This is a genomic window from Streptomyces sp. NPDC025721 (genome assembly GCF_055558595.1).
Genome location: NZ_JBVHMF010000005.1, coordinates 170,697 through 196,279 on the forward strand (window position 1 = coordinate 170,697; position 25,583 = coordinate 196,279).

Annotated in this window: 20 protein-coding genes; 13 read left to right on the top strand and 7 right to left on the bottom strand. The window is 73.6% G+C overall.

From position 1 onward, the window contains the following. Window positions 1–170: 170 nt before the first annotated feature. Both ACZ4EF_RS10280 and ACZ4EF_RS10285 read right to left on the bottom strand, forming a co-directional pair. The gene (locus ACZ4EF_RS10280) at window positions 171–962 is read right to left on the bottom strand and encodes a TetR family transcriptional regulator (RefSeq protein ID WP_355339147.1); all 792 of its coding nucleotides are present in this window, start codon (window positions 960–962) and stop codon (window positions 171–173) included. Window positions 963–1,128: 166 nt separating this feature from the next. Continuing rightward, window positions 1,129–2,967, bottom strand: coding sequence for a 3-hydroxyacyl-CoA dehydrogenase family protein (locus ACZ4EF_RS10285; RefSeq protein ID WP_467503810.1), 1,839 nt, complete (start codon window positions 2,965–2,967; stop codon window positions 1,129–1,131). Between the two features lie 427 nt (window positions 2,968–3,394). Here ACZ4EF_RS10285 and ACZ4EF_RS10290 point away from each other — a divergent pair, with 427 nt between their 5' ends. Further along, window positions 3,395–3,994: an adenylosuccinate lyase gene (locus tag ACZ4EF_RS10290; protein WP_402711749.1), complete on the top strand. Its 600-nt coding sequence runs from the start codon at window positions 3,395–3,397 to the stop codon at window positions 3,992–3,994. A gap of 30 nt (window positions 3,995–4,024) precedes the next feature. Here ACZ4EF_RS10290 and ACZ4EF_RS10295 read toward each other — a convergent pair whose 3' ends face one another. Further along, window positions 4,025–5,092, bottom strand: coding sequence for an Rv2578c family radical SAM protein (locus ACZ4EF_RS10295; RefSeq protein WP_401311538.1), 1,068 nt, complete (start codon window positions 5,090–5,092; stop codon window positions 4,025–4,027). 144 nt (window positions 5,093–5,236) lie between these two features. Between ACZ4EF_RS10295 and ACZ4EF_RS10300 the strand changes: the two genes are divergently transcribed. Then, window positions 5,237–5,683: an SRPBCC family protein gene (locus ACZ4EF_RS10300; RefSeq protein WP_355339159.1), complete on the top strand. Its 447-nt coding sequence runs from the start codon at window positions 5,237–5,239 to the stop codon at window positions 5,681–5,683. 263 nt (window positions 5,684–5,946) lie between these two features. Beyond that, on the top strand, window positions 5,947–8,436 hold the full coding sequence (locus ACZ4EF_RS10305) for an MFS transporter (protein ID WP_391049549.1): 2,490 nt from the start codon (window positions 5,947–5,949) through the stop codon (window positions 8,434–8,436). Between the two features lie 237 nt (window positions 8,437–8,673). Here the strand turns inward: ACZ4EF_RS10305 and ACZ4EF_RS10310 are convergent, their stop codons facing one another. Beyond that, the gene (locus ACZ4EF_RS10310) at window positions 8,674–10,380 is read right to left on the bottom strand and encodes an MFS transporter (RefSeq protein WP_355339162.1); all 1,707 of its coding nucleotides are present in this window, start codon (window positions 10,378–10,380) and stop codon (window positions 8,674–8,676) included. A gap of 282 nt (window positions 10,381–10,662) precedes the next feature. On the opposite strand from ACZ4EF_RS10310, the gene ACZ4EF_RS10315 reads away from it, so the two are divergent. The 7 genes from ACZ4EF_RS10315 to ACZ4EF_RS10345 all read left to right on the top strand — a co-directional run bounded on the left by ACZ4EF_RS10315 (window position 10,663) and on the right by ACZ4EF_RS10345 (window position 20,588). Further along, window positions 10,663–13,176, top strand: coding sequence for a SpoIIE family protein phosphatase (locus ACZ4EF_RS10315; protein ID WP_467503813.1), 2,514 nt, complete (start codon window positions 10,663–10,665; stop codon window positions 13,174–13,176). A 224-nt stretch (window positions 13,177–13,400) separates the two neighbouring features. Then, the gene (locus ACZ4EF_RS10320) at window positions 13,401–14,123 is read left to right on the top strand and encodes a class I SAM-dependent methyltransferase (protein ID WP_467503815.1); all 723 of its coding nucleotides are present in this window, start codon (window positions 13,401–13,403) and stop codon (window positions 14,121–14,123) included. Between the two features lie 97 nt (window positions 14,124–14,220). Beyond that, the gene (locus ACZ4EF_RS10325; protein WP_188281247.1) at window positions 14,221–15,054 is read left to right on the top strand and encodes a M55 family metallopeptidase; all 834 of its coding nucleotides are present in this window, start codon (window positions 14,221–14,223) and stop codon (window positions 15,052–15,054) included. Continuing rightward, window positions 15,047–16,417, top strand: coding sequence for a M20/M25/M40 family metallo-hydrolase (locus tag ACZ4EF_RS10330; protein WP_467503818.1), 1,371 nt, complete (start codon window positions 15,047–15,049; stop codon window positions 16,415–16,417). The genes ACZ4EF_RS10325 and ACZ4EF_RS10330 overlap by 8 nt, the downstream gene beginning before the upstream one ends. Beyond that, on the top strand, window positions 16,414–18,408 hold the full coding sequence (locus tag ACZ4EF_RS10335) for a prolyl oligopeptidase family serine peptidase (RefSeq protein ID WP_467503820.1): 1,995 nt from the start codon (window positions 16,414–16,416) through the stop codon (window positions 18,406–18,408). Before ACZ4EF_RS10330 ends, ACZ4EF_RS10335 begins: the two co-directional genes overlap by 4 nt. A gap of 113 nt (window positions 18,409–18,521) precedes the next feature. Then, the gene (locus ACZ4EF_RS10340) at window positions 18,522–19,445 is read left to right on the top strand and encodes a S66 peptidase family protein (RefSeq protein ID WP_355339518.1); all 924 of its coding nucleotides are present in this window, start codon (window positions 18,522–18,524) and stop codon (window positions 19,443–19,445) included. An 84-nt stretch (window positions 19,446–19,529) separates the two neighbouring features. After that, window positions 19,530–20,588: an NAD-dependent epimerase/dehydratase family protein gene (locus ACZ4EF_RS10345; RefSeq protein ID WP_467503822.1), complete on the top strand. Its 1,059-nt coding sequence runs from the start codon at window positions 19,530–19,532 to the stop codon at window positions 20,586–20,588. Window positions 20,589–20,721: 133 nt separating this feature from the next. Here the strand turns inward: ACZ4EF_RS10345 and ACZ4EF_RS10350 are convergent, their stop codons facing one another. Then, entirely contained in the window at window positions 20,722–21,840 is a 1,119-nt protein-coding gene (locus ACZ4EF_RS10350) for a sensor histidine kinase (RefSeq protein ID WP_355339181.1), read from the bottom strand. After that, entirely contained in the window at window positions 21,833–22,633 is an 801-nt protein-coding gene (locus ACZ4EF_RS10355) for a response regulator transcription factor (protein WP_391049561.1), read from the bottom strand. The genes ACZ4EF_RS10350 and ACZ4EF_RS10355 overlap by 8 nt, the downstream gene beginning before the upstream one ends. 286 nt (window positions 22,634–22,919) lie before the next feature. Between ACZ4EF_RS10355 and ACZ4EF_RS10360 the strand changes: the two genes are divergently transcribed. Genes ACZ4EF_RS10360 through ACZ4EF_RS10370 form a run of 3 tightly spaced genes read left to right on the top strand, consistent with a single transcriptional unit; the run spans window position 22,920 to window position 25,077 of the window. After that, entirely contained in the window at window positions 22,920–23,714 is a 795-nt protein-coding gene (locus ACZ4EF_RS10360) for a glycosyltransferase family 2 protein (RefSeq protein ID WP_467503969.1), read from the top strand. Beyond that, a complete protein-coding gene (locus tag ACZ4EF_RS10365) occupies window positions 23,711–24,406 on the top strand; it encodes a TIGR04282 family arsenosugar biosynthesis glycosyltransferase (protein WP_467503825.1) in 696 nt (231 codons plus the stop codon). Before ACZ4EF_RS10360 ends, ACZ4EF_RS10365 begins: the two co-directional genes overlap by 4 nt. After that, window positions 24,403–25,077 carry a methyltransferase gene (locus tag ACZ4EF_RS10370; RefSeq protein ID WP_401855996.1) on the top strand — a complete coding sequence of 225 codons (675 nt, stop codon included), beginning with the start codon at window positions 24,403–24,405 and terminating at the stop codon, window positions 25,075–25,077. The genes ACZ4EF_RS10365 and ACZ4EF_RS10370 overlap by 4 nt, the downstream gene beginning before the upstream one ends. A 47-nt stretch (window positions 25,078–25,124) precedes the next feature. Here the strand turns inward: ACZ4EF_RS10370 and ACZ4EF_RS10375 are convergent, their stop codons facing one another. Next, window positions 25,125–25,562, bottom strand: coding sequence for a hypothetical protein (locus ACZ4EF_RS10375; RefSeq protein WP_391163659.1), 438 nt, complete (start codon window positions 25,560–25,562; stop codon window positions 25,125–25,127). Window positions 25,563–25,583 lie beyond the last annotated feature (21 nt).

Below are 25,583 nucleotides of genomic sequence, written 5' to 3' on the forward strand. Positions count from 1 at the left end.
TACCCCACCACCAAACCCCCCCCCCCCCCCCCCCTCCCCCCCCCCCCCCCCCCCCACCCCCCCCCCCCCCTCCCCCCCCCCCCCCTCCCCCCCCCCCCCGCTGCCGTGGTTGCGGGTGCGGTGGGGCGGGCGCTCGGGCGCCGGGCGGGCGCCGACGGCACCCGGGGCGCTCAGGCGCGGCGCAGGGCCTGCTCTATCGTCCGCAGGATCTCGGCCGGGGAGGCGTCGGTGCGGGCGACCGCGACCACCACCTCACCCTGCCGCGACACGGTCGCCGCAGGCTCCACCGCGACCCGCGACGGTATCCGGCCCGCGCCGATGCCGCTGCCGAAGGTGGCCTTGATGACGTCGAAGGCGTGGTTGAGCTGCGCCTCCACATCGCCCTTGCCGTCATTGCGCAGCCAGCGCCGCAGGACGTGATTGTGCGCCGCGACCACCGCGGAGGCGGCCACCTCGGCCAGCAGCGGGTCGTCGTCGCCGTCCCGGTGCGCGCCCTCGTCGAAGTGGCCCAGCAGATAGCGGGTGAACAGCCGCTCGTACCGGGCCACCGAGGCGATCTCGCGCTCCCGCAGCGTCGGCACCTCGCGGGTCAGCCGGTACCGCTCGACCGACACCTCCGGCATGTACGCGTACATCCGCAGCACCTCGGTGATGCCCCGGCACACCGTGTCCAACGGGTGCTCGTACGGCTCCGCGGAGTCCAGCACCGCCTGCACCCGTACCAGCGTGTCGTCGTGGTCCGGGAAGATCGCCTCTTCCTTGGAGCGGAAGTGCCGGAAGAACGTACGGCGCGCCACCCCGGCCGTCGCCGCGATGTCGTCGACCGTCGTGGCCTCGTAACCCCGCTCGGCGAACAGGTGCATGGCCGCCGACGCGAGGTCCTGGCGCACCCGGTGGCGCTGGGCCGCGGCGCGACGGCCGTTCGCGGTCTCAGGTGGGTCGGACTTCGCGGGCTGGGACATGTGGGGAACGTAACACGGCGCGGCCCCCCGTCCGGCGGCCGGGGGGAAACGTCCCCAGTCCGCCGGACGACCGCGGTCCGACCTGCGCTCACGCCCGCCGGACGGCGCGCCGCCGGTGTCGGCGCGGCGCTCGGTGCCGTGCCCTGTTCCGCTGCCGGGGCGCGCCTCAGCGCCGGGCATACTCGCGGAAGCCGCGGCCGGTCTTACGGCCCAGGCAGCCCGCGGACACCAGGTGTTCCAGCAGCGGCGCGGGCGCCAGGCCCGGATCGCGGAACTCCTCGTGCAGCACCTGCTCGATCGCCAGCGACACGTCCAGGCCCACCACGTCGAGCAGTTCGAACGGGCCCATCGGATAGCCGCCGCCGAGCTTCATCGCCGCGTCGATGTCGTCCACGCTCGCGTAGTGGTCCTGGACCATCTTCACCGCGTTGTTGAGGTACGGGAACAGCAGCGCGTTCACGATGAAACCGGCCCGGTCGCCGCAGTCCACCGCGTGCTTGCTGACCGCGCCGCACACCTGGTGCACCGTCGCCCGCACGTCGTCCGCGGTCAGCACCGTGTGCACGACCTCGACCAGCTTCATCGCGGGCGCCGGGTTGAAGAAGTGCATTCCGACGACGTCCTGCGGGCGCCCGGTGGCCCGCGCGACCGCGACCACCGGCAGCGACGAGGTGGTGGTGGCCAGCACCGCGCCCGGCTTGCAGACCTTGTCGAGCGTCTGGAAGAGCTGCTGCTTGACCGCCAGATCCTCCGCCACCGCCTCCACCACCAGGTCGGCGTCGGCGAAGGAGTCGTACGAACCGGACGGCGACACCCGCGCCACCGCCGCGTCCCGCTGCTCCTGGGTCAGCCGGCCCTTGGTGACCGAGCGGTCCAGCGACTTCGCCAGCCGCGCCACCGCCGATTCCGCCTTCTCCTGGGTACGGGCGGCCACCACGACGTCGAAGCCCGCCTTCGCGAAGACCTCGGCGATACCGGTCGCCATCGTGCCGGACCCCGCGACGCCCACCGCGCGCACCGGCCGCCCGGCCGGCCGGGTGTCCCCGGCGCCCGGAGTCTCCGCGTCCGGCACCACGACCGCGCTGCCCGGCGCCTGGTAGCTGTAGAAACCCCGGCCCGACTTACGGCCCCGCAGCCCGGCCGCCGTGAGCTGCTTGAGCACCGGCGCGGGGGCGTGCAGCCGGTCGTGGGACGCCTCGTACATCGCCTCGAGGACGGTCGTGGCGGTGTCGACGCCGATCAGGTCGAGCAGCGCCAGCGGGCCCATCGGCAGCCCGCAGCCCAGCCGCATCGCCGCGTCGATGTCCTCGCGGGTGGCGTACCGCGCCTCGTACATCGCCGCCGCCTGGTTGAGATAGCCGAACAGCAGGCCGTCGGCGATGAAGCCCGGCCGGTCGCCGACCGGCACCGGCTCCTTGCCGAGGCTCCGCACGAGGGCGGTGACGGCCGCCGTGGTCTCCGGCGACGTCAGGACCGTCGACACGACCTCGACCAGCTTCATCGCGGGCGCGGGCGCGAAGAAGTGCAGCCCCAGCACCCGGTCGGGGCGGGAGGTCTCGGCCGCCAGCCGGGTCACGGACAGGGCGTTCGTGCCGGTCGCCAGGATCGCGTCCGGCTTGGCCAGCCGGTCAAGCTCGGTGAAGACCTCACGCTTGATGTCGTAGCGCTCGTCGACCACCTCGATCACCAGATCCGCCTCGGCGGCGGCCCGCAGATCGGGGAACGTACGGAAGCGGGCCAGCGCGTCGCCGCGCTCCGCCTCGGTGCTCCGGCCGCGCTCCACGGCGCGCGCCGTGGAACGCTCCAGCGCCGTGACCGCGCGGCGCGCCGCGCTCTGGTCGATGTCGATGCCGATCACCTCGTGACCGGCGCGGGCCATGACCTCGGCGATGCCGGTGCCCATGGTGCCCAGGCCCACGACGGCGACGGTCGCCAGGGGCGCCGCGCTCGCGGCGGGGGGTGAGGATGCGGTCGCTGACGATGAGGGTGTGGACGGACGGTCCATCGCGTGACTCCAGACGCTGGGGAGACCGGAGCGCGCCACGCGCGCACACGGCTGAAGGAGTGAGGTGGAGTCGCGGGCCGGAAGTGCAGGGGTGCGTGCCCGCGCGAAGAGATAGGCGAGCCCTGTCCCGGGGCCGCGCCGCGATGATGCCGAACCGACGAGTGTTCCCGTCCACGGCGGCTGCGTCACCGACCACCGTGCACGTCCCCCGAGCGTAACCGGCGAGTAACTTCCCCGCCAGTCCTGTGCCCATGTGATCTGCGCCGCCCCCATCTGAGCGCCCCACCCCCACCGGCCGCTGGTCCGGGAACGACCGATCCGCCCCGCCGGGGCGGGGCAGCCGCAGATCAGACACAGCCTCGCGCCCCTGAAAAGATCGGCTCGCCGTCCGAACGCAGTGGGTGTGCCCCGTCAGGGGCGCGGGGAACTGCGCGGCCCACCCCCACCGGCCGGTGGTCCGGGAACGACCGATCTGCCCCGCCGGGGCGGTAACGGGCAACTCGGCTCCTACAGTGGGGAGATGGACGTCGAGACCCGTGAACGCCTCGCTCGCAAGCTCACCGCCGTGGGCGAACCGTTGGAGGTGAGGGAGGCGGCCGCCGTGGAGTTGGCGGAAGCGGGAGACCGGCGGGCTTTCGAGACGCTGGCGTTGTTGCTGAACTACCGGGACGAGTCGCGGGCGAGCCGCGCCGCCGAGGCGCTGGCGCGGCTGGCGGACCCGCGGACCGGGCGGGCCGCCGCCGCGCTGGCCACCAACGAACTGCGGGTCGCGTACGCGCTGCCCGCCATCCGCCTCCTGGTCCGGATGCGGGCGCCCGAGGCCGTACCGGCGCTCACCACCACCCTGGAGCGGCTGCTCGCCCGGCCGACCCCCGCGCCCCACGAACGCATCGCGCTGGCCTGCGTGGAGGGCCTGGGCGCACTGTGCCCGCGGCAGGCGCCCCCCGCCGCCCGGCACGCGCTGCGCGCCGCGACCGCCCACCCGCCACTGGCCCCGGCCGCCCGCGCGGCGCTGGCCGACGCCTAGGGCCTGACGCCTGTCCGGAACCGCGCGAGGTCATAGCAGCGTGAGCTGGGTGTTCTCCGCGGCGGGCCGTGCCGCCGGCACCTGGTCGCCGGACACACCCGCCTCCGGCTCGCCCGGCTTCCGGAAGCGCCGCGTGCCCTCGCGATGCGCGGGCCCGCAGCCGAACTCCGTGGCGAATTCGTGGACTTGGCGGGTGACCCGGCGCTGGTACCACGTCGGGGCGTACGCGCCGCCCGCGTACATCGTCTCGTAGCGCCGTACGAGATGCGGGTGGTGCCGGCCGAGCCACGCCATGTACCACTCGCGGGCGCCCGGCCGCAGATGGAGCACCAGGGGCGTGATCGAGGCGGCGCCCGCCGAGGCGATGGCGCGGACGGTGGCCCGCAACTGCTCGGGGGAGTCGCTGAGAAAGGGCAGGACGGGCGCCATCAGCACGGTGGGCGGCAGCCCGTTCGCCCGCAGGGTGCGGCAGACCGCCAGCCGGGTCTCGGGGGAAGGCGTACCCGGTTCCACGCTGCGCCACAGCTCGCCGTCGGTGAAGCCGACCGACAGCGCGATGGACACATCGGTGACGCCGGCGGCCTGCCGCAGCAGTTCCAGGTCGCGGAGGATCAGCGAGCCCTTGGTGAGGATCGAGAAGGGGTTGGCGCGGTCGCGCAGCGCGGCGATGATGCCGGGCATCAACTGATACCGGCCCTCCGCGCGCTGGTAGCAGTCCACGTTCGTGCCCATCGCGATGTGCTGGCCCTGCCAGCGCGCCGACGCCAGCTCCCGGCGCAGCAGCTCCGGCGCGTTGGTCTTCACCACGATCTGCGAGTCGAAGTCGATCCCGGTGTCGAGATCGAGATAGCTGTGCGTCTTGCGCGCGAAGCAGTACACGCAGGCGTGGCTGCACCCGCGGTACGGGTTGACCGTCCACTCGAAGGGCATGCGGGACGCCCCCGGCACCCGGTTGATGATCGACTTCGCCCGTATCTCGTGGAAGGTGATGCCGCGGAAGCCCGGCGTGTCGAAGGTCCGGGTGACCGCGTCGGCGCCGAACAGCGCGGGCGCGCCACCGGCCGCCGCGTCGTCACCGCTCAGATGGTCCCAGCGCATCGCGCCCTCCTCCGGTTGTCTCCGGCCGGCCGTCTCCGGTCGCCCGTCCCTCCACAATAGAACACAGATTCGATAAGCGCGTGTGGTTGGCTTGTGCGGCGCGCCGGGAAGGCGCGCGACCTGGCACGGACCTGAGGAGAAGTCATGGCGCTGGTCGAGGCCACCACGGAGCGGATCGTCGACGCGGAGCCGGAGCGGGTGTACGCCGCCGTCGCCGACTACGCGGGCACCCGCGGCCGGGTGCTCCCTGAGCAGTTCAGCGAGTACGAGGTCCGGGAGGGCGGCCACGGCGCGGGCACCGTCGTCCACTGGAAGCTCCAGGCCACCAGCAAGCGGATCCGCGACTGCCTCTTCGACGTCTCCGCGCCCGCCGCGGACACGCTGGTCGAGACCGACCGCAATTCGACGCTCGTGAACACCTGGACGGTCACCCCGTCGGGCGAGGGCCGCAGCAAGGTCGTCGTCGTCACCACCTGGCAGGGCGCGAGCGGCGTCGGCGGCTTCTTCGAGCGCACCTTCGCGCCCAAGGGCCTCGGCCGTATCTACGACGCGCTGCTCGCCTCGCTGGCCGCCGACGTCGAGAAGAAGTGAGGCGCCGAGCGGGATGGGGCCGAGCGGAGTGGGGTCGAGCGGGATGGGGCCGAGTGGAGTGGGGCCGAGTGGAGTGGGGCCGAGTGGAGTGAAGTGAGGGGAGTGCACCGCGGGGGAGTGAAGTCCCTTACGGTGCCGCTGGTTTCGTGATCGTTCACTGATACGGGTGGTTTCGCGTACTTCCTGAGAATCGTCGCGCTTGCTCGTCGTTGTCGCTTAATGCGGGAAACGGTGGCCAGGCAGGCGCGACGAGGGGAGTGGCAGTGGGTGGCAGCACGCTGATCGAGCGTCCGGCGGCCGTGGACGACGAACGGCCGGGGGAGGGGACCGGGGGCGCGGCCGAGGAGGCGGGCGGCGCCTCGGGACCGCCCGGCGGCAACGGCGCCGCGGTCGACCTCACACCGCGCCGGGTCCGGCTGGTCTTCGTCGGCCTGATGCTGGCGCTGCTGCTGGCCGCGCTCGACCAGATGATCGTGGCCACCGCCCTGCCGAAGATCGTCGGCGAGTTGCACGGCCTCGACAAGATGTCCTGGGTCGTCACCGCCTATCTGCTGGCGTCCACCATCGGACTGCCGATCTACGGCAAGCTCGGCGACCTCTTCGGCCGCAAGATCGTCTTCCAGTTCGCGATCATGACCTTCGTCATCGGCTCCGCGCTGGCCGCATGGTCGCGCACCATGGACGAACTCATCGCCTTCCGCGCCATCCAGGGCATCGGCGGCGGCGGACTGATGATCGGCGTGCAGGCGATCATGGCCGACATCGTGCCGCCGCGGGAACGCGGGCGCTACATGGGCCTGATCGGCGCCGCCTTCGGCCTCGCGTCGGTCGCGGGACCGCTGCTCGGCGGCTTCTTCACCGACCACGCCTCCTGGCGCTGGTGCTTCTCCATCAACGTGCCCTTCGGCCTGGTCACCCTCGTCGTGATCAGCCTCGTGCTGAAACTCCCCAAGCCCGCCGTCCGGCCCCGCCTCGACGTGCTCGGCGCCCTGCTGCTGGCCGTCGGCTCCACCTGCCTGGTGCTCGTCACCACCTGGGGCGGCTCCAAGTACGGCTGGCAGTCCCGGGAGATCCTCGGCCTCGGCGCGGGCGCCGTGGTCAGCGCGCTGCTCTTCGTGCTCGTCGAGCGGTTCGCCGCGGAACCGGTCATCCCCTTGCGGCTGTTCCGCGACGGGGTCTTCAACACCACCGCCCTGATCGGCGGGATCGTCGGCGTCGCCCTGTTCGGCGCGGCCAGCTATCTGCCGACCTTCCTCCAGATGGTCGACGGCGCGAGCGCCACCGGATCAGGGCTCCTCATGCTGCCGATGATGATGGGCGTCGTCCTCGCCTCCATCGTCGGCGGGCAGTTGATCAGCAGGACAGGGCGCTACAAGATCTTCCCGATCATCGGCGGCGCCCTGTCGACGGCCGGCATGTATCTGCTGTCGCTGATGGACGCCGACACCCCGCAGGCCGAGTACAGCGTCTACATGGCCGTACTCGGCCTCGGCATCGGCCTGATGCTGCCCGTGCTGGTGCTCGCCGTGCAGAATTCGGTGCGCCCCACCGACATCGGCGCGGCCACCAGCGCCAACAACTACTTCCGGCAGATCGGCGGTTCGGTCGGCGCGGCCGTCTTCGGCACGCTCTTCGCCGACCGCCTCGCCAAGCGCCTCGCGGTCGAACTCCCCAAGGGCGCCCACCTGCCCGACGCCCAGTCGGTCACCCCCCAACTGGTCCGCACACTCCCCGCGGCTGTGCGCGACGGGTACGTCAACGCGTACGCCGAGGCCATGCCGCGGATCTTCCTCTACCTGGTGCCGGTGCTCGCGCTCGGCTTCCTCTTCGCCTTCCTCCTCAAGGAGAAACCCCTGGTGACCCAGCACGGCCCCGCTTCCCCGACGACCACGTACGACGGCGACACCGCCACCGACACCCTCACCGGCGCCGACGGCGCGCCCGGCTTCACCGTGACCGACTCGGCCGTGCCGGGCGCCCGCAAGAGCTACGCGGGCGGTGTGCCCGTGTGCGGCACCGTCCAGCACTCCGACGGCAGTTCCGTCGGCCGCGCCGCGCTCACCCTGATCGACGTCACGGGACGGCAGATCGGCCGCGGCGCGACCACCGAGGACGGCCGGTACGCGCTGAGCACCCCGGGCAGCGGCAGCTATGTGCTGATCGCCGCCGCGGGCGGCCACCAGCCGCAGGCCGTCAGCATCACCGTCGCCGACCGCCCGGTCGAACTCGACGTGGTGCTCGGCGGCGCCGGACGCCTGGCGGGCGCCGTGCGCACCGCGGACGGCACCCCGGTCAGGGACGCCATCGTGACCCTGACCGACATCCGCGGCGACGTCGTGGCGACCTCCCGCAGCGGACGCGAAGGCGCCTACGTCCTGAGCGAGTTGGTGGCGGGCGAGTACACGCTGGCGGCCAGCGCGCCCGCCTTCAGGCCCGCCGCGCTGCCGGTGTCGGTGCAGGCGTCGCGGGAGACCCGGCAGGACGTGGAGCTGGCGGGCGGCGCGGTGCTGCGCGGGACCGTACGCGCCCCCGGCGGGCGGCTGGTCGAGGACGCGCGGGTCACGCTGCTGGACGCGGCGGGCAATGTCGTGGACTCGGTCACCACCGGCCCCGACGGGCACTTCCGCTTCGTGGACCTCGCCGCCGGTGAGTACACGGTGATCGCCGCCGGTTACCCGCCGGTCGCCACCGTCCTCCAGGTCGCGGGCGGCGGCAGGACCGAGCGGGACCTCCAGCTCGGACACGCCGACTAGGGCCTGTCCGGCGGATACGTCGGTCACGCCGGATACGTCGGGGCACGCCGACGAGGACCGTGCCGCCGCCGTACCCGCCGTGGACGCGCGGCCGTATCCACCGCCGTACGGAACGGGCAGTGACCCTTACTCCACAAGAGTGAGGGTCACTGCCCGTTGCCGTTCCCGGTCACCGCGGCCCTCGGGCGCCGGTCGGCCGGTCGGACAGCAGGCCGTGCAGGTCGGACAGCCTGCCGGTCAGCGCCCGGCCGGTGCCGCGCCGTCCGGCCTGCCGCTGCCGTCCACGTCGTTCTTGTTGCACTGCGTGCCGCGGATCAGCGCGTACGTGCCGCCGATCCGGTACGTGCCGGGCGAGGGCGCGTACAGCCGCGTCCAGTCGCCGTCCTGGATGAGACAGCCGTGCTTGTTGTCGTTGGCGCCCTCGATGCCCAGCACCGGGGACCACGGGATGCGCAGGATCACCGAGCCGCTGGTCGGCATCGTCACGGTCAGCTCGGCCGGACTCGCCTCGTCCACGATCGCGGGCGGATCGGCCAGCGGATCGGCGTTCGCGACCCTGTAGAGCTTCCAGTAGTCGTCGTGCCAGACCGGCGTCAGCCAGCTCTGGCCCGCCGCCACGATCTTGGCCTCGGCCACCGCCGCGCCGTCCGGGGTGTCCGACGGCAGCACCACGTACCCGACGCTCCAGCGCTGGAGCCACTGCCGGTAGGTCTCCGCGGTCAGCGTGCCGTCGTAGAAGAGCGGATTGCGCTCGACGTCCGCCTGCCGGTTCCAGCCGCGCGCCAGGTTGACGTGCGGGGCCAGGCCCGACGCCTCCCAGTGCGAGCGCAGCGGTACGACCTCGACCCGGCCCTTGTCCGCGCGCACCTTGGTGAGCTGCGCGATCAGCGGCGCCGCGTGCTCGACCGTGGACGAGGGCGCCGAGGTGTTCACCAGGTCCACCACGGGCTTGGAGATCTGCCAGCCCGCGACGCCCAGGAAGGCCAGGTAGAGCATCAGCGCCATCCGGCCGCCCCTGGTCCACGCCATGGCCACGATCAGCAGCACGGTGCCGCCGAACAGCAGGGCCAGCCGCTCCACGTTGCTGCCGATCGGCGACGGGATGACGTACGTCAGCGCGACACCGGCCGCGTAGATCCAGCTGCCGACGCGTACGACGCGCCATTCGCGCGGCACCACCAGGGCGATCGCCACGGCCGTGGCGAAGGGGATGATGGCGAAGAACCACTTGAAGGGCTGCACCCCGTAGAAGGGGAAGAGCAGCGAGGTCGCGCCGACCACCAGGGGCGGGCAGACCGCCATCACATACGCGTCCTTGCGGCGCCCGGTGAGGAACAGCGCCGCCGCGACCACCAGGATGAAGAGCCCCGCGACCGGGCTGCACATGGTGGCCAGCGCGCCCATCAGCGTGGCGGTCAGCACCCGCGGGGTGCGGCGCGCGCCTACCGGCGGGTCGGTGGGGAACAGCAGCAGCGTGGCGATCAGACCGAACAGGACGCCCAGCGCGAAGGTGACCCGCCCGGAGAGCACGTCACCCCAAAGAGCGAACGCCGTCCACAGCGCGGGCAGCATCGGGCGCTTGATCCGGGCCCGGATCAGCAGTAGCGTCGCCGCCGTCGTGGACAAGGTGCCCGCGATCACGGCGGTGGTTCGCACCCCGAGCCCGGCCATGATGTACGGCGACAGAATGCTGTACGACGCGGGGTGCATGCCGCCGTACCAGGACAGGTTGTACGAGGCGGAGGGGTGGGCCCTTATGAAGTCCGTCCAGGCGTACTGCGCGGCCATGTCGCCGGAGTCCTTGGCCAGGAAATAGGCCCAGATCACATGCAGGACCGCGGCGAGCACCGTGGCGGCCACGACAGGATTGCGCAGGTCGACCCGCCGGAAAAGGGCCCCCGGTCCCCTCATGGCGGTCCAGCGCGCAGGCTGCCAGGTGGTCACGTGGCCTCTTCCAGTCGCGGATGCGGTGCGCCCCGGCCGGCATCCCTTCCGGCGAGGGGGTCGAACTCCACCGACGTGAGAGAGTTCGAACAGAGGGTTTGGACGCTAGCACGGGCAGTTTGGTTGCTCGCGCGCGGGCGTGCGCCCGGATTCGTACTTTCCCTCCCCTGGCACCCGGACCGGTCGTACCGTGGTTAACGGCATCGTAGATCTTGTGCCGGGGCGGTTCCCACCGCACTCCGGCCCCGGACCGCGGGGCCGAGGGAAGGAGCCCGACGAACCATGGACCGCCGTCAACCGCCGGAGCCGTCCGGACGTATCCCGCTCGCGGTGATCGTCGTGGACGCCGCCGGGCTGGTGTCGCACTGGAGTACGGGTGCGCGCCGGCTGTTCGGCTGGACACGGGAAGAGGCCGTCGGGCGGAACGCGCTCGACCTCTTACCGGTGGGCGGCGCACTCGACGTGCCCCCGGACGCCGCCCCGGGCGGCGGCACGGCGGGCACCGCGTACCCGTACGACGTCACCGGGCCCGACCTGGAGTCCTCGCTGGCCGGTGCCAGCTCCTACCCGACGGCGGGGCGCGCCCGGTTGTACGACTGCGTGCGGCGCACGGACGCCGACGGCGACGGGCGTGTCCCCCTGGACGTGCTGTGGTGGGCCTACCCGCTGGTCGGTCCGGGCCCCGAGCGGCTGCTCGTGCTGGCCACCGACGCCTCCTCAGCGGCCGGTTCCTCCGCCGCTGCCGGGACGCCCTCCGCGATGACCGACCCCGACGCGGCGGCGACCGACAGGTCGGGGGCGGCGGACTGCTCGGAGCGGATAGCGCCCGGCTTCGCGCTGCACACCGAATTCCCCGGCTCCGACCAGCTCGCCAGGCAACTGCCCGAGATCCTGCCGAGCATGAATCCGCTGGAGAGCGGGCGGATCGTGGCGCAGGTGCTGGAACTGGGCTATCCGGTGCTGGAGATAAGCCAGCACGACCGGGTGCCGGTCACCCCGGACTGGGGCGTGCCGCGCCGGGCCGAGCGGCAGGCCAGACGGCGCGCCGCCGAGGCCGCCGCGGCGGCCGACCCGCGGGCCGTCCCGGCCGAGGAGTTGGCGCCCGACCTCGAATACGCGGCGGTCCGCGAACACCTCGAATTCCTCAACGAGGTGAGCGGCCGGATCGGCACCTCGCTGGATCTGGCCAGGACCATTCAGGAAGTCAGCGCGGCCGTCGTGCCGCGCTTCACTGATGTTGCGGGCACATATCTGCGCGAGCAGGTGCTGGCGGGTGAGGGCTTCCCCGACGGGCCGCCCGATGTCACCACCATGTGGTACCGCGTGGCGGTCGAGCACACCGACGAACCGGGCCGCTGGGACGACGTGGTGCCGGTCGGCGAGTCCATGCCCTTCCCCGCGCAGACGCCGTTCTTCCAGTGCATGACCACCGGCGACCCGGTGCTCGTGCCGCGGATCAGCGAGCCGATGGGCAACGCGATCGCCGCGCAGTTCCCCAAGCGCGACATCAGCCCGCTGATCAACAACCGCTCGATGCTCGTCGTCCCGCTGAAGGCGCGCGATGTGGTGCTGGGCTTCATGATCCTGCTGCGCCACCGCGAGCGGGCGGTGTTCAACGACATGGACCGCGTGACGGGCGCGGAACTGGCCGCCCGCGCCGGGCTCGTCCTCGACAACGCGCGCATGTACACGTATCAGGAGAATGTCGCCGACACCCTCCAGGACAGCATGCTGCCGCACATCGCGCCGCGGATGCCGGGGTGTGACGTGGCGACCCGCTACCTGCCGGGCGAGCGGCTGGGCCGGGTCGGCGGCGACTGGTTCGACAGCATCAAGCTGCCCGGCTCGCGGCTGGCGCTGGTGGTCGGCGACGTGATGGGCCACGGGCTGAACTCGGCCGCGATGATGGGCCAGTTCCGTACCGCCGTGCAGACCATGGCCGGGCTCGACATGCCACCGGCCCAACTGCTGCGCAATCTGGACGACCTGGCGCAGCGGCTCGGCGAGCAGTATCTGGCGACCTGCCTCTACGCGGTCTACGACCCGGTCGAGTCCGATCTGCTGATCGCCAACGCGGGACACATCCCGCCGGTGCTGGTCCGCGCCGTCGACGGCCGCAGCGAGCTGCTCGACGTGCCCACGGGCGCGCCGCTGGGCGTCGGCGGGGTGCCGTTCGAGACGGTACGGGTGCCGGTCGCGCCCGGCGACCGGCTCATCCTGTGCACCGACGGCCTGGTGGAGGTGCGCGGCCAGGACATCGGCACCGGTCTGGCCGCGCTGTGCGAGAGCGCCGCGCACCCGGCCGCGTCGATGGACGACGCCTGCGACACGATCATCCGCGCGCTCAACCCGCGCGGCGGTCGCAAGGACGACGTGGCGCTGCTGATGGCCCGGCTCAACGGCATCCCGCGGCACGACGTGAGGACCTGGGAGCTGGAGCCGGAGCCGCGCGAGGTGGCGCGGGCCCGCGGTCTGGTCCGCGAGACGCTGCTCGGCTGGGACCTGGCGGAGATGTCGGAGACGGCGGAGCTGCTGGTCGGCGAGGTGGTCACCAACGCGGTGCGGCACGCGCACACCCGGCGGATCGGGCTGCGGCTCGTCCGCGCGGGCGCGCTGCTGTGCGAGGTGACGGACGACGACCACGCCGTCCCCGTCCTGCTGAGCGCCGGGCCCGACGACGAGGGCGGGCGCGGCATGCGGATCGTCAGCAGGCTCGCCCGCGAGTGGGGGACCAGCCGCTTCGCGCAGGGCAAGTCCGTCTGGTTCGAGCAGCCGCTGCCGGGCCGGAGGCGCTGATCCCGCCGGCGCGGTCGGTTCCGTCCGAGGCGTTCAATACGCCGCTGTCGTCGGTTCCGTCCGTGGCGTCGGTTCCGTCCGTGGCGTCGATGACGTCGGCGCCGTCGATTCCGCCCGGGCCGTTGACTCCGAAGTGACGGTCCGGTAGCTCCTGATGCGGGCACGGTCGGCGGCCGTGCCTGTGCCTTTTCTACGATCGCGGTCCTGGGGAGTGGTGAGTACGCGTGAACGTGTCCAGCGGGTATGAGCAGGCGTGGGAGAGTTTCTGGCAGGACGCGCCCCACGAGCCCGGCGGAGTCTTCTGGGACTGCGACCCCGAGCTCGCGGCGGAACAGCACTACCCGCACTTCCGGGCGTACTTCGACCCCGGCCTTCCGGTGGTGGACCTCGGCTGCGGGAACGGGACGCAGACCCGCTTCCTGGCCGAGCGGTACGACCGGGTGGTCGGCGTGGACCTCTCGCGGGAGGCGATCGACCGGGCCAGGCGCGACGATCCGCACGGGGTGGCGGAGTACCAGCGGCTGGACGCGGTGGACACCGACGCGGTGGAGCGGCTGCACGAGGAGATCGGCGACGCCAACGTCTACATGCGCGGGGTGCTGCACCAGTGCGAGCCGGAGGACCGCGGGCGGCTGGCGGACGGCATAGCGGTGCTCACCGGGCACCGCGGCCGGGCCTTCGCGCTGGAGCTGGCGGAGGCGGCCAAACCGGTGCTGATGGGGCTCGCGCAGGGGCCCGCCGGGCCGCCGCAGAAGCTCGGGGCGATCTTCGCGCACGGCATCGCGCCCGGCGAGGTGTCGGACGCGGCGCTGCCCGGATTCTTCCGGGCCGCCGGGCTCGAAGTGCTGGCCGACGGTGAACAGCCCCTGGTGACAACGGAGTTCAGGGTGGACGGGACTCGCATAGAGATACCGTCGAAATGGCTGGTGGCGGGCCGTACCGGCTGATTCCCCCACCCGCTTCACTGGTCTGGACCACTGAAGTTATCCACAGGCCGGGCCCGGCCCTGGTGCGCCCTCCGGCCGCCGCGTAACGTGACGCAACATGAAGATCCTGATCTCGGCGGACATGGAAGGCGCGACGGGTGTCACCTGGCCCGCCGACGTGCTGCCCGGCAGCGAGCAGTGGCAGCGCTGCCGCCATATGTTCACCTCCGACGTCAACGCCGCCGTCGCGGGCTTCTACGACGGCGGCGCGGACGAGGTGCTGGTCAACGAGGCGCACTGGACCATGCGCAATCTCCTGCTGGAGAAGCTGGACGAGCGCGCCCAGATGCTCACCGGCCGCCACAAGGACCTGTCCATGGTCGAGGGCGTCCAGCACGGAGACGTGGACGGCATCGCCTTCGTCGGCTACCACACCGGCGCCGGGACCGAGGGAGTCCTCGCCCACACCTACCTCGCCAACTCCATCACCGGCGTGTGGGTCAACGGCGTCGCCGCCAGCGAGGGCAGGCTCAACGCGCTGGTCGTCGCCGAGTACGGCGTCCCCGTGGTGCTGGTGACCGGCGACGACAGGACCGGGATCGACGCCGAGGGGTACGCGCCGCAGGCCCGTACCGTCGCGGTGAAGGACTACGTGTCGCGTTACGCGGCCGTCTGCCGCCCGCCCGCGCGCACCGCCGCCGACATCCGGGCCGCCGCCAAGGACGCCGCCGCGCTGGCCGTGCGCCACGAGCCCGCGCAGGCCGGGCCCTTCACCGTCGAGCTGGAATTCGACGCCGTCCACCTGGCCGGGGCCGCCACCGTGGTGCCCGGCGTGGAGCGGACGGGGGAGCGGCGTGTCGCCTACACGCTGCCCACGATGTACGAGGGCATCAGGGCCTTCAAGGCGGTCACCACACTCGTGTCGCAAGCGGTGGAGGAGCAGTATGGCTGAGCGGACCGCCGAGCGAGACGTCCGGCACGACGCCGTGGACGCGCGGGCACTCGACGAGGTCGTGACCTTCACGTCCGACCTCATCAGGATCGACACCACCAACCGCGGCGGCGGCGACGGCAACGAACGGCCCGCCGCCGAATACGTCGCCCAGCAGCTCTCCGACGCCGGGATCGCAGCGCAGATCGTGGAATCCGCGCCCGGCCGCGCCAACGTGCTCGCCCGGATCGCCGGCAGCGACCCGGCCGCCGACGCGCTGCTCGTCCACGGCCACCTGGACGTCGTGCCCGCCGAGGCCGCCGACTGGACCGTGCACCCCTTCTCCGGCGAGATCAGGGACGGCGTCGTCTGGGGCCGCGGCGCCATCGACATGAAGAACATGGACGCGATGGTGCTCGCCACCGTCCGCGCCTGGGCCCGTACCGGACACCGCCCCACCCGCGACATCGTGCTCGCCTTCACCGCCGACGAGGAGGACAGCGCCTCCTACGGCTCCGGCTTCCTCACCGAGAAGCACGCCGACTTCTTCGAGGGCTGCACCGAAGGCATCAGCGAATCCGGCGCCTTCACCTTCCACGCCGGCGACGACCTGCGGATCTATCCCGTCGCCGCGGGCGAGCGCGGCACCGCCTGGCTCAAGCTCACCGCACACGGCAAGGCGGGCCACGGCTCCAAGGTCAACCGGGACAACGCGGTCAGCCGACTGGCTGGCGCCATCGCCCGGATCGGCGAGTACGACTGGCCCGTCCGCCTCACCGCCACCGTCACCGCCGCGCTCACCGAACTGGCCGCGCTCTACGGCGTCCCCGCCGACCAGGCCGCCCTGGACGACGTCGACACCCTCCTCGAACGGCTCGGCGCGGCGGCCGACCTGGTCAGGCCCACCGTCCGCAACAGCGCCAACCCGACGATGCTGCAAGCCGGTTACAAGGTCAATGTGATCCCCGGCTCCGCCACCGCCTACGTCGACGGACGCATGCTGCCCGGTGCCGAGGACGAGTTCGCCGCCACCATGGACCGGCTCACAGGACCCGACGTCGACTGGGAGTTCCACCACCGCGAGATCCCGCTCCAGGCCCCGGTCGACTCCCCGACCTACGCCGCGATGCGCGAGTCGCTGGAACACTTCGACCCGCAGGCGCACGTCGTGCCCTACTGCATGTCCGGCGGCACCGACGCCAAGCAGTTCTCCCGGCTCGGCATCACCGGCTACGGCTTCTCACCGCTGCGGCTGCCCCCCGGCTTCGACTACCAGGCGCTCTTCCACGGCGTGGACGAGCGAGTGCCCGTCGACGCGCTGCACTTCGGCGTCCACGTCCTCGACCGCTTCCTGCGCGCCACGGGAACGGAGGCCGGAGCGTGACCACGACCACCGGGAGCACCACCCCGCACGGCGCCTGGCCCTCACCCGTCGACGCCACCACGGCCGCCGCACACGACGGCAGCCCCGAATTCGTCGGCATCGTCGGCGACGACGTCTGGTGGACCGCGCCCCGCCCCGCCGAAGGGGGCCGCCGCGCGCTGATCCGCCGCAGGCCCGACGGCACCGAGGAATGCCCGCTGCCCGCGCCGTGGAACGTCCGCAGCCGCGTCATCGAATACGGCGGCACCCCCTGGGCGGGCGCCGTCGTGGACGGCGCCCCGCTGGTGGTCTTCGCCAACTTCGCCGACCAGCGGCTCTACGCCTTCCGCCCCGACGAGCCGCAGACCCCGCCGCGCCCGCTGACCCCGGTCGGCGCCGTCGGCGGCGGACTGCGCTGGGCCGACCTGACACTGCACCGCGAGCGCGGTGAGGTCTGGGGAGTCCTGGAGGAGTTCACCGGCGACAAGCCCACCGACGTACGCCGCGTGCCCGCCGCCGTACCGCTCGACGGCTCCGCCGCCGACGACCGCGCGGCCGTACGCGAACTCGCCCCCGCCACGCACCGGTTCGTCACGGGACCGCGCCTGTCGCCCGACGGCACGCGGGCCGCCTGGACCGCCTGGGACCACCCGCTGATGCCCTGGGACGGCACCGAACTGCGGATCGCCGACGTCACCGCCGACGGCACCTTCACCGCCGCCCGCACCCTGATCGGCGGCCCCGAGGAATCGGTCACCCAGGTCGGCTGGGCGGCCGACGGCACCCTGCTCGCCGCCACCGACCGCACCGGCTGGTGGAATCTGCACCGCGTCGACCCGGCCACCGGCGAAGCCGTCAACCTCTGCGCACGCCAGGAGGAATTCGGCAACGCGCTGTGGAAACTCGGCCACCACTGGTTCGCCCCGCTCGACGACGGCCTGATCGCCGTCCTGCACGGCGTCGGCGCCCTGCGGCTCGGCCTGCTCGACCCCGCCACCGGCGAGGTCACCGACGCCCCCGGGCACTGGACCGAGTGGAATGCGACCCTCGCCGCGTCCGGCAGCCGCGTCATCGGCGTCGCGGGCAGCGCCCGCACCTCGTACGAACTGGTCGAGTTGGACGTCAAGACCGGCCGCACCCGCGTCATCGGCAGCGCGCACCACGACACGGTCGACCCCGCCTACGTGCCCGACGCCCTGGCCAGGACCTTCACCGGCCCCGGCGGGCGCGAGGTGCACGCGCAGGTCTACCCGCCGCGCAGTCCGCTGGTCACCGCCGAAGGACCCGCGCCCTACGTCATCTGGGTGCACGGCGGACCCACCAGCCGCGCCGCGATGGTCCTCGACCTGGAGATCGCCTACTTCACCTCCCGCGGCATCGGCGTCGCCGAGGTCAACTACGGCGGCTCCACCGGTTACGGCCGCGCCTACCGCAACCGGCTGCGCGAACAGTGGGGCGTGGTGGACGTCGAGGACTGCGCCGCCGTCGCCGAGGGGCTGGTCGCCGAAGGCGTCGCCGACCCCGCGCGGCTGGCCATCCGCGGCGGCAGCGCCGGCGGCTGGACCAGCGCCGCGGCCCTGACCACCACCGACACCTACGCCTGCGGCACCGTCATCTACCCGATCCTCGACCTGCGCGGCTGGTCGCGGGCGGGCGGGGAGACGCACGACTTCGAGTCGGAGTACCTGGAGTCGCTGATCGGGCCGCTCGACGAGGTGCCCGAGCGCTACCGCGACCGCTCACCAGTCCACCACGGCGACCGGATAGACGTGCCGTTCCTGCTGCTCCAGGGCCTGGACGACGTGATCTGCCCGCCCGTGCAGTGCGAGCGGTTCCTGGAGGCCGTCGCCGGACGCGGCATCCCGCACGCGTATCTGACCTTCGAGGGCGAGAGCCACGGCTTCCGCCGCCTGGACACCATGGTCACCTGCCTGGAGGCCGAACTCGCCCTCTACGGGCAGGTCTTCGGCTTCACACCGGAGGGCGTCGCGCCGCTGGAGCTGCACACATGACGGAGAGTTCTACGGCTGCCGCTGCCGCCTCCTCCGCTTCCGCCGCCGACGCCACTGCCGGACGGGGCTCCGGGGGCGGACCGCGGCAGGCGGCCGGCCCGGTCGGCGGGCCGGTGCCCGCGCTGATCCGCCCCCGGCGGCTGGCGCCCGGCGACCGGATCGGCGTCGTGGCGCCCAGCGGCCCCGTACCGCGCGAACGCCTCGACGCGGGCCTCGACATCCTGCGGAGCTGGGACCTCGACCCCGTCGTGGCACCGCACGTCCTGGACGACCACCCTTCCGGCTACCTCGCGGGCACCGACCGGGCCCGCGCCGACGACCTCCAACAGGCGTGGTGCGACCCGTCGTTGGCGGCCGTGCTGTGCGCCCGCGGCGGCTACGGCGCGCAGCGCATGGTCGACCTGCTCGACTGGGACGCCATGGGCGCGGCCACACCCAAGGCGTTCATCGGCTACAGCGACATCACCGCGCTCCACGAGGCGTTCGCGACCCGGCTCGGCCTGGCCACGCTGCACGGCCCGATGGCGGCGACCGAGACCTTCCTCAAGGACGGCCCCACCCAGGACCACCTGCGGCGCACCCTCTTCACGCCCGACGAGACCCTGACGCCCACCTCCCCGACCGCCCGCACCCTCGTACCGGGCCGCGCGGCCGGGGTCACCCTCGGCGGCTGCGTCAGCCTGCTCGCCTCCGACCTCGGCACCCCGTACTCCCGCCCGTCCGCCGCGGGCGGCATCCTCGTCCTGGAGGACATCGGCGAGGAGCCGTACCGACTCGACCGCATCCTCACCCAACTCCTGCGCTCCGGCTGGCTCGACGGCGTCGCCGGAATCGTCCTCGGCTCCTGGCAGGACTGCGGCCCGTACCCCGCCGTCCGGTCCCTGATGACCGACCTCCTCGGCGGCCTCGGCGTACCGATCGTCGAGGAATTCGGCTTCGGCCACTGCGAGTCCACGCTGACCGTGCCGCTCGGAGTGCCCGCGGTGCTGGACGCGGACGCGGCGACGCTCACGTACGAGGTGCCCGCGCTCGTGTGAGGCGGCGCGGGGAGTTCTTACGGAGCGCTGACGCCCCGGCCGGGCCCGGCCCATCGGCCCGGCCGGGACCGTACGGTCGGGCCCATGCTGGTACTTGTCACGGGAGGCGCGGGCTTCATCGGCTCGCACATCGTCACCGCGCTGCGCACCGCCGGACACCGGGTACGGGTCCTCGACGCGCTGCTGCCCGCCGCCCACCGGGCCCCACCGCCGCCCGTGCCCGACGGCGTCGAATGGCGGCACGGCGACATCCGCGACCGGGCCGCCGTCGAGGAGGCCCTGCGCGGCGCCGACGCGGTCTGCCACCAGGCCGCCATGGTCGGCCTCGGCAAGGACTTCGCCGACGCCCCCGACTACGTGAGCTGCAACGACCTCGGCACCGCCGTGCTGCTCGCCGCCATGGCCGACGCGGGCGTACGGTCGCTCGTCCTCGCCGGGTCGATGGTCGTCTACGGCGAAGGACGTTACGAGTGCGCGCGGCACGGCGTCGTACGGCCGGGGCCGCGACAGGTCGCCGACCTCGACGCGGGCCGCTTCGAACCGCCGTGCCCCCGCTGCGGCGAACCGCTCGCGCCCGGCCTCGTCGACGAGGACGCGCCCGCCGACCCCCGCAACGTCTACGCCGCCACCAAGCTCGCCCAGGAACACCTCGCCGCCGCCTGGGCCCGCGCCGCCGACGGCCGGGCCGTCTCCCTGCGCTACCACAATGTCTACGGGCCCGGCATGCCCCGCGACACCCCCTACGCCGGTGTCGCCGCCCTCTTCCGCTCCGCCCTCGCCCGCGGCGAGGCCCCGGCCGTCTTCGAAGACGGCCGCCAGCGCCGGGACTTCATCCACGTCGCCGATGTGGCCGCCGCCAATGTCGCCGCCCTCGCCCGGCTCGGCGACCGGCCGCCCGGCGGCCTGCGCCCCTACAACATCGCCACCGGCACGCCGAGGACCGTCGGCGAGATGGCCACCGTCCTGTCCGCCGCCACCGGGGGGCCCGCGCCCCGCGTCACCGGGGCGTACCGGCTCGGCGACGTCCGCCACGTCACGGCCTCCGCGGCCCGCGCCCACCACGAACTCGCCTGGTCCCCCCGCGTCCCCTTCACCCAGGGCGTCACCGACTTCGCCCACGCCCCCCAACGCCCGTCGGCCTAGCCGGTCAGGCCCCCCATCCCGCAGGCGGCTGCGCCCCCGAGCGCGCGGGAACTGCGCGAGCAACCCACCACCGGCCGGTGGTCCGGGGACGACCGACTTGCCCCCTGCCCCTGAAGGCACGGGATGCCGCCCGTTAGAGGGGGGCGGCGGGGAGGACGACGTCGAAGCGGCAGCCGCCGGGGACGTTGTGCACGGCGGCACGCCCATGGTGGGCCTCGACGATGCCACGGACGATGGCGAGCCCGAGCCCCGCCCCCGCCGGAGGCGTCCGCGCCCCGGTCCCGCGCCACCCGGTGTCGAAGACGCGGGGAAGGTCGTCGGCGGGGATGCCGCCGCAGCCGTCGGTGACGGAGAGCACGACGGAGCCGGAAGCGGCGTCGCGCCGAGCGGAAACGGCGACGGTGCCGTCCGCGGGGGTGCGGTGGATGGCGTTGGCCAGAAGATTGGCCAGGACCCGCGTCATCTCACGGCCGTCGACCTCCACCGGCACCGGCTCGACCCCGTCGCCGACCAGCCGTACACCGTGCTCGCGCGCCAGCGGATTGGCACCCGCTATGGCGTCGCCGACGAGGTCGTACATCGACATGCGGGTGGGGGAGAGGGCGAGAACGCCCGCCTGGATGCGGGAGAGTTCGAAGAGGTCGCCGACCATGCCGCTGAGCCGGTCGACCTCGGCCCGTATCTGCTTGTGGTAGCGGGCCGGGTCCTCCGCTATGCCGTCCTCCAGCGCCTCGGTCATCGCCCGCAGCCCGGCGAGCGGCGTCCGCAGGTCGTGCGAGATCCACGCGACCAGCTCGCGGCGCGACGCCTCAAGGGCGCGCTCGCGCTGGCGCGAGTCGGCCAGCTTGGCGCTGGTGACGGCCAACTCACGGCCGAGTTCGGCGAGTTCGGCCGTGGGCGCGTGCGCGGGAGCGGCAAAGGCGTCGCCGTCGCCGAAGGCCCGCGTGGCGGCGGCCAGCGCGCGGCTGCCCGCCACGACCCGCCGCCCCAACAGCAGCGTGACGCCCAGCGACACCACGGCCGCCATCCCGCACACCGTCGTGACCACACCCAGGTCGTGCTGCGACAGGAACATCGCCCACGCCACCGACAGCGTCCCCGCGAGCATCGCCGCCACCGTCACGACGGCGACCACGGCGAGCGACAACGCCACCGACCGGTGCCGCAGCAGCCGCAGCGCGACCGCTCCGAGGACCCCGGCCGCCCCCGCCCCGGCCGCCGCGTAGGCGGCGATGAGCACCACGTCACGCATCGCGTCCCCCGCCCGAAGCCGGGGCCGCGCCCATGTCCCGGTCGCCCACCGGGTCGTCCGTGGGGCCGTCGGACGGGTCGAAGCGGTAGCCGACGCCCCAGACGGTGGTGATCAGGCGGGGCCGGGCGGGGTCGGCCTCGATCTTCTCGCGGAGGCGGCGGACGTGGACGGTCACGGTGGAGAGGTCGCCGAATTCCCAGCCCCAGACGCGGCGCATGAGTTCCTCGCGGCCGAGGACGCGGCCCGGGTGGTGGAGGAAGAAGGCGAGGAGGTCGAATTCGCGGATGGTGAGGGGGAGTTCGACGCCGTGGCGGGTGGCGCGGCGGGCGGCCGGGTCGAGGGCGAGGGAGCCGGAGCGCAGCCACGCGCCGGGGGCGGAGGCGGGGTCGGGCGGGCTGCCCGCGCGGCGCAGGACGGACTCGACGCGGAGCACCAGCTCGCGAGGGCTGAACGGCTTGGTCACGTAGTCGTCCGCGCCGACTTCGAGCCCGAGGATGCGGTCGTCCTCGTCGCCACGGGCGGTGAGCATGACGACCGGCACGGGTCCGTTCTCGCGGATACGGCGGCAGACCTCGAGGCCGTCCATGCCGGGCAGCATGAGGTCGAGGACGACCAGATCGGGCCGGAGGGCGGCGGCGCGGGCGACGGCGGAGGGGCCGTCGGCGACGCGCTCGACGGCGAAGCCCGCCCGGTCGAGGTAGCCCGCGACGACCTCGGCGACGGTCGGGTCGTCGTCCACGACGAGGACCCGGCGGCGCGGGGCCGGGGCGGCGGGCACGGTGGGGCTGGTCATGCTGTCGAGTCTGACACCCGCCACGGACAGTGACGCCGGGCCGGAGGCCGGGGAGCGGTGCCGTCCGTGTTTCGTAAGGATCGCGGGTCCGTTATGTCCCTTGCGTCTCCGTAGGGTGATCCGTGTGACCAAGCCATCGCCCACCGTGGCCGGCGTCCCCGGCGTCCCCGGCATCCCCGGTGACGTCCGGTCCGCCGTCCCGGCCGACCTCCGCCCGGACGCCCGCCCCGATGTCCGTGCCGGCTCCCGCCCCGGCCCCCGTCCCCCCGCCGTCGCGGACGTCGTCCTGCCGTGCCTCGACGAGGCCGCCGCCCTGCCCTGGGTGCTGGACCGCGTCCCGCCCGGCTGGCGCGCGATCGTCGTGGACAACGGCTCCACGGACGGCTCCGCCCGGATCGCGGCGGAACACGGCGCGTACGTCGTGCACGCGCCCGTACGCGGCTTCGGCGCCGCCTGCCACGCCGGACTGCTCGCCGCGACCGCCGACGTCGTCTGCTTCTGCGACTGCGACGGCTCCCTCGACCCGGCGCTGCTGCCGACCGTGGCGGGGCCGGTGCTGGACGGCGCCGCCGACCTGGTGCTCGGCCGCCGCCGCCCCACCACCTTCCGCGCCTGGCCGCCGCACGCCCGGCTGGCCAACCTCCAGCTCGCCCGGCTGCTGCGCCGCCGCACCGGTCTGCGCCTGCACGACCTCGGCCCGATGCGGGCCGCCCGCCGCGAGGACCTGCTCGCGCTCGCCCTCACCGACCGCCGCTCCGGCTACCCGCTCCAGATGGTGGTCCGCGCCGCCGACGCGGACTGGCGGATCCGCGAGACCCCCGTCCCGTACGCGCCGCGCACCGGCCGCTCCAAGGTCACCGGCACCTGGCGCGGCACCTGGCACGCGGTCCGCGACATGACGGCGGTGCTGAACGAAAGAGCCGGTGACCTTGGAGCGGCCGGTGGCGAGATGGCCGGTGACGGGAGAGCCGGTACCGAGAAGGCCGGGAACGCGACGGCCGGCAGCGAGTCGGCCGGCAGCGAGTCGGCCGGTCACGCCACCGCGGGCACCGACTCGACGGTTACGGCGGGTGCCCGATGAAGGCCGCGACGACGCTGCTGGTGATCGCCAAGTCGCCGGTGGCCGGGCGCGTCAAGACCCGTCTGACGCCGTACTGCACGGCCGCCGAGGCCGCCGTCCTGGCCGAGGCGGCGCTCCGGGACACGCTGGCCGCGGGCCTCGAACTCCCCGTGAGCCGACGGGTGTTGGTCCTGGACGGCGCTCCGGAACCGTGGCTGCCGGACGGCTACGAGGTCGCACCGCAGACCGGCGGCGGCCTGGACGAACGACTGGCCGGGGCCTTCGCCCTGTGCACGGGACCCGCGCTGCTGGTCGGCATGGACACCCCCCAACTCACCGCCGCCCTGCTGGAGTCGGCGCTGCGGCCGGACGCGTGGGACACCCGCGACGCCGTCTTCGGACCCGCCGCCGACGGCGGCTTCTGGGCGCTCGGCCTCGCCGAACCCGCCCGCCCCGACCTCCTCCTCGGCGTCCCCATGTCCACCCCGCACACGGGCGCCGTCCAGCGTGCCCGCCTCACCTCCGCCGGACTCCGCGTCCACGACCTCCCCTTGCTGCGGGACGTCGACACCCCGTCCGACGCCGCCGACGTCGCCGCCCTGGCACCGGCCACGCACTTCGCCGCGGCCTGGCGCCGCCTCGCCCCCATGAGCCGTCCCGCCGCCACCGCCGCCGCGCCCGCCGCTCCAGCCCCCGCCGGTGCCGCCCGGTGACCACCTCCGTACCCGTCGCGCGGTCCGCCACCGCGACCACCTGGGGCGGCGATCCGTACGCGCGCGCCCTGGTCAGCGGGCGCGGGCCGCTGTTCCTGCGGCGGGAGGACGGCTGGCTGCTGCCGCTCGAGGTCGAGCGCTGGTGCGCAGCGCCGGACGCCGCCGACCGTACGATGCTGCGCCGTTGCCGTGGACCGGTGCTGGACATCGGCTGCGGTCCCGGGCGGCTGGTGGCCGCCGTCGCCGGGTACGGGGTGCCGGTCCTCGGGCTCGACGTGAGCCCCGCCGCCGTGGCCCGCACCAAGGGCGCGGGCGGCGCGGTCCTGTGCCGCTCGGTCTTCGACCGCCTTCCCGCGGAGGGCCGTTGGGGCACCGCGCTGCTCGCCGACGGCAACATCGGCATCGGCGGCGACCCGCACACCCTCCTCGCGCGCGTACGCGAACTCCTCGCCCCCGGGGGCCGGTTGCTCGCCGAGGCCGCGCCGCACGAAGTGGACGAGCGGGTGACCGTACGCGTCGAGGACGCCCACGGACGGCAGGGCCGCGACTTCCCGTGGGCCCGCCTCGGCCCCCTCGCGCTGCGCGCCGCCGCGCGCGCCACCGGCTGGTCGGTGGCGGAGGAGTGGTCGACGTCGGGCCGCCGCTTCGCCGCTCTGGTCAGCGTGCGGTAGGAGGGTGACGGCTCGCGCAGCGGCGTCCCGACACGGAGCCCGGTACGTCAACTCGGCGTCAGCGTGGCCTCCATGACCCGGTAGCGGCCGGACGGGATGTCGTTGTCCATACGGATCCGCAGCGTGCCGGGCTCACCCGCGTCGACCGCGATGCGCCAGATCCACCCCTCGGCGTACTCGCCCTCGACGTCGATGCCGTGCGGTCCGGGCGTGCCGTGCATCAGCAGCGGGGCGGGCTGCTGATGCCAGGAGTCCGCCCACAGTGCGGTGAGCCGGGTGTTCTCGTCGGTCGCGCCGACGGTGAGCATGCCGTCCTGCGGTCCGTCGTCCGGGTGCTGCCAGGTGTAGGTGACGCAGGCCAGGTGACCGGCGGCGCCGAGGACGACCCGGGCGCCGGCGGGGGCCTCGTGGAAGGGGTCGGTGGGCATGAGCCGGAAACCGGACCGTCCGTGCCAGACGCCGGGGACATCGGGGAATACCGTCATGCCCCCATCCTGGACTCCCCG